The 6,587-nt window shown below is 46.9% G+C and carries 5 protein-coding genes; all 5 read right to left on the reverse strand.

Annotated elements, in window-relative coordinates; all coding sequences use genetic code 11:
- Window positions 1-3: 3 nt before the first annotated feature.
- A complete protein-coding gene (locus tag MWH02_RS20300; protein WP_271461323.1) occupies window positions 4-1,185 on the reverse strand; it encodes a T6SS immunity protein Tli4 family protein in 1,182 nt (393 codons plus the stop codon).
- On the reverse strand, window positions 1,182-2,156 hold the full coding sequence (locus MWH02_RS20305) for a phospholipase D-like domain-containing protein (protein ID WP_271461324.1): 975 nt from the start codon (window positions 2,154-2,156) through the stop codon (window positions 1,182-1,184). The genes MWH02_RS20300 and MWH02_RS20305 overlap by 4 nt, the downstream gene beginning before the upstream one ends.
- Window positions 2,157-3,338, reverse strand: a complete 1,182-nt coding sequence (locus MWH02_RS20310; RefSeq protein ID WP_158238613.1) for a T6SS immunity protein Tli4 family protein — start codon at window positions 3,336-3,338, stop codon at window positions 2,157-2,159.
- Window positions 3,338-5,746, reverse strand: a complete 2,409-nt coding sequence (locus tag MWH02_RS20315; protein WP_271461325.1) for a phospholipase D-like domain-containing protein — start codon at window positions 5,744-5,746, stop codon at window positions 3,338-3,340. The genes MWH02_RS20310 and MWH02_RS20315 overlap by 1 nt, the downstream gene beginning before the upstream one ends.
- A gap of 1 nt (window position 5,747) precedes the next feature.
- The coding region (locus MWH02_RS20320) for a DUF2345 domain-containing protein (protein ID WP_271461326.1) at window positions 5,748-6,587 on the reverse strand (840 nt) is incomplete at its 5' end.

Below are 6,587 nucleotides of genomic sequence, written 5' to 3' on the forward strand. Positions count from 1 at the left end.
CTATTAGCGCTTTTTAATTGACGCAACGATATGTTCTGCCATTTTCTCCAGTTCTTGGTGATCGAATGGAGGATTGACTGTAGCCTGAGTACCCTTACGCATTATGAAAAACATAATGGTTGGTTCATCCGGGGTTTTGCCTTTGACGTAAGCAACGTAGCCATAATCGACAGATTTATCGTAACGGGTGAATTTTGCAAAAGCGGCTACGGCTTTGCGACCATCAATTTTTGGATAGCTAAAGCCTTTCCCATAAAGCTTTATATTCCGGAATTTTGCCCCATAAATACGGTTCCAGAACTCAGTAACATATTCTTTCTCATTCATATCAAATTTTGACCGATTATTACCTGGGCCAGGATCTGATGTCAGAGTTTGAAAGAGGATCGTCACATCAGGATGATCTTTTAACCGGTAGGTAACAGCCATATTGTGTGACTCATGACCGGAATCATTAGCTATGAATCCGTAAGGAATGCAGAAGCCTTGTTTAGTTGGGACTTCATACAACTCACGTGGGCTAAAGCGGCTTAGCAAAGACTTAACTTCAGGCTCTTTTTTATGCCACTGATTTTCCGCGGTTTGTGATTTGTCTTCAAGATAATTATCTCTTTTTGACCATAACTGATAAAGGCGATGACCACTGCTGATATTGAGCGTATATCCTCTAAGTTCATACGCTGAAAATGCATTGTTGTAATCTTTAATTAAAAAACCATAGAGGCGATTAAACTCTTGCTCTGGCCTGAGTTTGTCTTGATGGGTACCAAGTTTTCGTATTTCTAATTGCCTTCCGGAATGAGCCTCAAACTCAAAGTCGCTTTTAACCTTTTTTTTATATTCTGAAAAATTAATTGCGTTAGAGCTTTCAGATGAAACTCCTATTTTATATTTTCCATAATATAACTCTGAAAACTGAGCCTGGACTCTATCATCACCAGATTCACGGGCTTTAGTTCCAAAAGTAATTACTGGCTCTCTTGTTCTTTGTATTAAAACACCGTAAAGACTTTTAGGTTCTTTAGGGGGGGCCGTAAGATTGTCAACCACATATAGTGCAGTTTCCAGTCCTGATGGAAGCTCCATTTTGTGATACCCAATACATTCATTTTTCCATCCCTGGCCTGAAGCACTATATGTAGCCAAAATGCAGAATGAAAAGAGTGATAATTGAAAATATTTCATAAAGTCTCCATATCACTAGAGTCTATTTTAACAATAGCGAGTTTTTTATTGTCATCTTTCTGCATATTATACTCGGCAATTAATCGCATATTATATGGGATAAGATTATCCTCACCTGAGGTCCATTCAGGAGCGAGCGAAGTAAAGTATCCTTTGATATCATGTAGCCTGTACTTATTATTGAACTTTTTGCCATGATATTTTCGCCAGAATACTTCTGAAAACGGCATGTTGATTTTATTGTGTGGTACATCAGTTCTGTTGACTGCAAGTATGGGCCATATTGAAGCAGGGATGTTATCCTCGTTTTCAGAATCTTGTTTACCGGTGTAATTAATTTCATTTGAACTTTCTGGTTCAAATGAATTACGTGGAATGAAATTAAAAACGACGTCATATGCAATAGAGTTATTCAATGCTAGCGCTTGGATTTTCTCCCAGCTCGCTTTAAGCGCTGGTTTATCCAGTGCTTCTTCGCACTCAACTGCCGCGCTGCCCATCCACTTACGCCAGGCCTTATGACGCAGATCTCTGGCAAATGTGCGGCACGGCTCAGGTGTACCGCTGCCATCAAGGTCATTAACACTGTAATCCATATCGGCTATTGTTACCGCCAGCTCAGAATCGCCATCGCCCAGCAGGCTGCGGTCGTTGATGTTGGCGCTGCCCACCAGCACCCAGCGATCGTCAACGATCATCAGCTTGCTGTGCACGTAAATCTGCTCGGTGACTGGCTGGCCGTTCAGCTCACCGTGGTCGCGCATATTCAGCAGCGTAACGAACTCATAGCAAGCCTCAATATCGATATCCAGATAGCCTTCGCCGCACGCTTCTTCCAGTTGCTGTTGCACCCACAGGGTGCGACGGATGCGGTTTATCAGGCTGTGCGAACCAAATACCAGCGATTTTGCGCCACGATGGTTGGATAGCCTAACTAAAATGACTCTAGATTTCCCCGTCCTCTCAATCATTTATCGCCGTTTTACCGATGCAACAATCCGCTCCGCCATTTCCTCGATTTCTTTTTTATCCATCGGTGGGCGATCTTTCGCCTGAACGCTGTACTGCATCACATAAACCAGCAAGTCTGGCTGAACGTTTCTGGCGTGATGATCCCCGCGCACATACGCGACATAACCATAATCAACACGACCATCTTCAAATTCGGCTTTAGCAAATGTTCCTAATCCTTTGCGTCCATCCATTTCAATGGTGCGCCACTTAGGGCTGATTAATTCTTTATTGACGGAACGCCATTGATACTGCCAGTTCCACAGCCAAGTTACATATTCCTTGGGATCCATCTTTGTCTCTTCTCCGGCATCAGGTGCCATGCCAAGATCCTGAACAAATATTGAAACATCTGGATGTTCTTTTAATCGATAGGTAACGGCCATGTTGTGTGGTTCCTGACCAGAATCATCGGCGATAAAACCGTAGGGAATACAAAACCCTTGTTTATTTGGAACTTCATACAACTCGCGTGGAGTAAATCGGCTTAATAACGATTTAACCTCAGGCTCTTTTTTATGCCACTGGTTTTCTGCGGTTTGTGATTGGTCCTCGAGATAAGGCTCTCTCTTTGCCCAAAATTGATAAATTCTCCCATCACCATTTATCTGAACAGAATAGGTTCTTCTACTGTAAACGGTGAATGCATTCATGTCATCTTTTACCAAAAACCCATGAATACGGTTAAAATCTTCTTCAGAAGTCATTGGCTCATTGTAGAGTGAGAAGTCCTGCTCTTCTAACAACCTATTGGATAGTTTGCTGAATTCATAGTCATCTATTACTTTTTCTCGGTAATGTTTGAAATTAATTTCATTCTTGCTTTTTGATGAGATTCCAACTTTATATTTATCATAATAAAACTCGGAAAACTGAGCCTGAACACTATCATCTCCATTTCCATACTGGCTTTCACTAAAAGTAATCTCTGGCGTCTTAAATCGTTTTATAATAACATCCAGCTTTCTCATTTTATCGGGTCTTGGGTTCGTAAATTCTGCCAATGGGTATAATGCGATTTCTGCACCGATTGGAAGTTCAAATTCATAATAGCCTACACACTCACTACCCCACTGAACACTTGATGCATTAGATGATAAAGAATAACTAAGGAAAAAAAATGAGGTAAATAATGCTTTCATTAAATATCTTCCTTCTGGTTTTTCATCTTGATATTCATTGCAATGTGTTCGTTGCGATTGCTCTCCCCATTTAGTCCTGCAATTAGTCTCATATTATAAGGGATTAGATTATCCTCCCCATTGGTCCATTTCACTGAAAGAGAAGTAAAGTATCCATTTAGATTCTTCAAATTATCTCGGCTTAAAAAACTGTTGTTTTTATATTTAGACCAAAATTCAGTTGAAAATGGCATGTAATTGCAATCAGTAATCGAGTTTATCTGATTTGCAGATAGAATTGGCCATATTGAAGAGTTAAGATCACTGTCTTCTTCATTTACATCATCTGCGAATGAATTCTTTCCTGTGTTGTTTTCAGTTTTTTTTATATCCCGTGGAATGAAATTAAAAACTCTCTCATAAATATTAGAGTTATTTTTAGCTATCTCCTGAATTTTTTCCCAGCTAGCTTTCAGTGCTGGTTTATCCAGTGCATCTTCACACTCAGCAGCCGCGCTGCCCATCCACTTACGCCAGGCCTTCTGACGCAGATCTCTGGCAAATGTGCGGCACGGCTCAGGTGTACCGCTGCCGTCAAGGTCATTAACACTGTGATCCATATCAGCTATTGTCACTGCCAGCTCAGAATCGCCATCGCCCAGCAGACTGCGATCGTTGATGTTGGCGCTGCCCACCAGCACCCAGCGATCGTCAACGATCATCAGCTTGCTGTGCACGTAAATTTGCTCGGTGACTGGCTGGCCGTTCAGCTCACCGTGATCGCGCATGTTCAGCAGGGTTACAAATTCGTAGCAAGCCTCAATGTCGATATCCAGATAACCGTCGCCGCACGCCTCTTCCAACTTAGGTATTTGTCGGTGCCACTCTTTTCGTGGCACCTGCATTTCTTCCAGTTGCTGTTTCACCCACAGGGTGCGGCGGATGCGGTTTATCAGGCTGTGCGAGCCAAATACCAGCGACTGCCGCGTCAGGTGGATCTGCGCCACGATGGTGGGATCGTCCAGCCGGCCTTCCGGATAGACCGGCAGCATGATGTAGACGTGAAACGGCATCGGATTAAACGAGATAATGTGGCCCTTTATTTTGTTGGCTAACCACTCAGCCACCTGATTTTCGGGTGCGGGCTTGTCAGGAAATCTGCGCGTAATAAAAGCTCCGGCAGAGGGGGTTATACTTTTTGCCACCGGACTTAGCGCCTTCGGCCCCTTGATCGAAGACTCGCCAAACGCCGAAACGAAAAACTGGTTCTCGATATAAATATAATGGTCGGCCTTGTCGATCAGCAGCTTCATCGCGTCCATCACGTCATGCTGCGTTTTGCTCTCCGGCGGCTTCCCGCGCAGCGGCCGTTTCTGCTCGCTCCGACACATCTCCTGCGATGCGCTGCGTAATACCTGAACGTGGCAGGAACCGACTCGCTCAGGACGCGTCGCCGGGATGTGCAGTTCTGGCGTCTGTGTTAGCAGTGACGATTTGGGATAGTGCGGTGGATAGCTGTTCCAGCGCAGAACAAAGTTGGCTATCAGGTCATATACCGCCGGACCTTCAATCTCCACCTGATAATCCTGCCACGGCATGCGCGGCTGGATTTTTGCGTCCAGATAGGTGCTTTCTTTAGCCTTGCCCGGCGACTGGCTTTCACGTCGCGTCAGTACCGCGTCAATAATGCGCGTAACGCTAACGGCCTCGCGCTTTTTCGCCTGTTCATGTGCATTAGGATCGCGATCTAATCGCGGATCCGCATGTGGCGTTGCGTACTCTTCCATCGGGTTGTAGCCCCGGCCCGCAGCCATCACGGGTACGCAGGGATTGTACATGTTCATCCCCTGACGGCCTGCTGTATCAGCCTGCATGCCATAGTTGTCATCGTAACGACCGTAGGCGAGGTCGATGCCGCCGACAAACGCCAGTCGCTCATCAACAATGACGCATTTCTGATGATGAGAGAAAAACTTGCCGGATTTTGAACCGGCGCGCAGCACGTGAAACGCCCGACGTCCTACGTGACTGTTAAGAGCAGCAAAAACGCGCTCGGTGGCGGCCGAGTAAGTTTCCATTGGGTAGGGATCTTTCCAGGGCATGATGTACACCTTGAGCGACGGTGCGGCCATCACCGCCGCCAGTAGTGAATCGACCAGCCTCACACCGTCAGCCAACTGGGCATCCCAGTTGACTTGCCAGCCAGTGATGTAAATGGTTTTCTGCGCCTGTGTAAAAGCTTCCAGCAGCGCAGCAAAATACTCTTTGCCGCCGAGGTGCGCTTTCACACGATTGCCAGCTGTGAACTGTGCAAAACCATTGTGCACCCAGTGATTCATCGTCGCCGTGGCGATGTGGCTGGTATCCTTGTCTTCATCGAAGTAGACCGCACAGCTGTGCGGGTAATCGTTAAAACTGTCGCCTGACATGTTATTTCTCCTCCTTGAGGTCCGGCTGTGAAGCCTCTGTTTGCTGTTCCTTGCGAATGCATTGCGTGAACGCCGAGAAGGGAACATCGCTGCCGCTAGCCCGGTTAAACGCGCGGTGATAACCCAGTGCATCCAGTGCGCAGGCCTCTTTCACCGCCTCATCTGCTGTAGATGGGATGATGCTTAGCCGTATGCGCAGCACGCGCTGTCCACTCACCAGCCATAACCGATCTGCATGCTGTTTCGCCAATTCAGACAGATGCGTTTGTTGCTCCGCGGATAGCAAACGGCCCTGAGAGTCGGACTCTCCACGCATAACAATTTCATCGGTGCTCATCGCCTCACTTTTAGACTGCGCGATGACAATTTGCCAACCACGCTGAGCATGGGCATGACCAGCCGAACCCGGTGCATCGCCCAAATAAATTAACGGGTTAAGCGCGCGGCGACCTGCTTGTTCTGCAAACCGGTCTGCCAGCGGCATCACCGGCATTTCGACCGGCATCTTCCGCGCCACCGCCTTGTGCGTGCGCATAGTCTTGCGCGCATACTTTGCCTCGGTGCCGTACTCAATCCGCCCGGCTTCCAGCTTCAGGTAACTGCCGCCGCCTATCAGCACGATGCGTTTCTTGCTGGCGAACAGTATGTCCTGCTCCGCGCTCATGCTCAGCTTCTTCGCTGCCATGATTTTCATCGCCGCATTCTGCGCTTCAACCTTTATCGGCCCTTCACCCGCAATCAGACTCAGCTTATCTTGGTGCGCAAACAGCCCGACTTTTTCGCCCGCCATCAGGTTGACGTTGCCCATCGCCCCGGCGCTGATGTCACCGCCCGCGTTGAT

This window comes from Pantoea leporis, from assembly GCF_028048155.1.
Classification (GTDB): Bacteria; Pseudomonadota; Gammaproteobacteria; order Enterobacterales; family Enterobacteriaceae; genus Pantoea; species Pantoea leporis.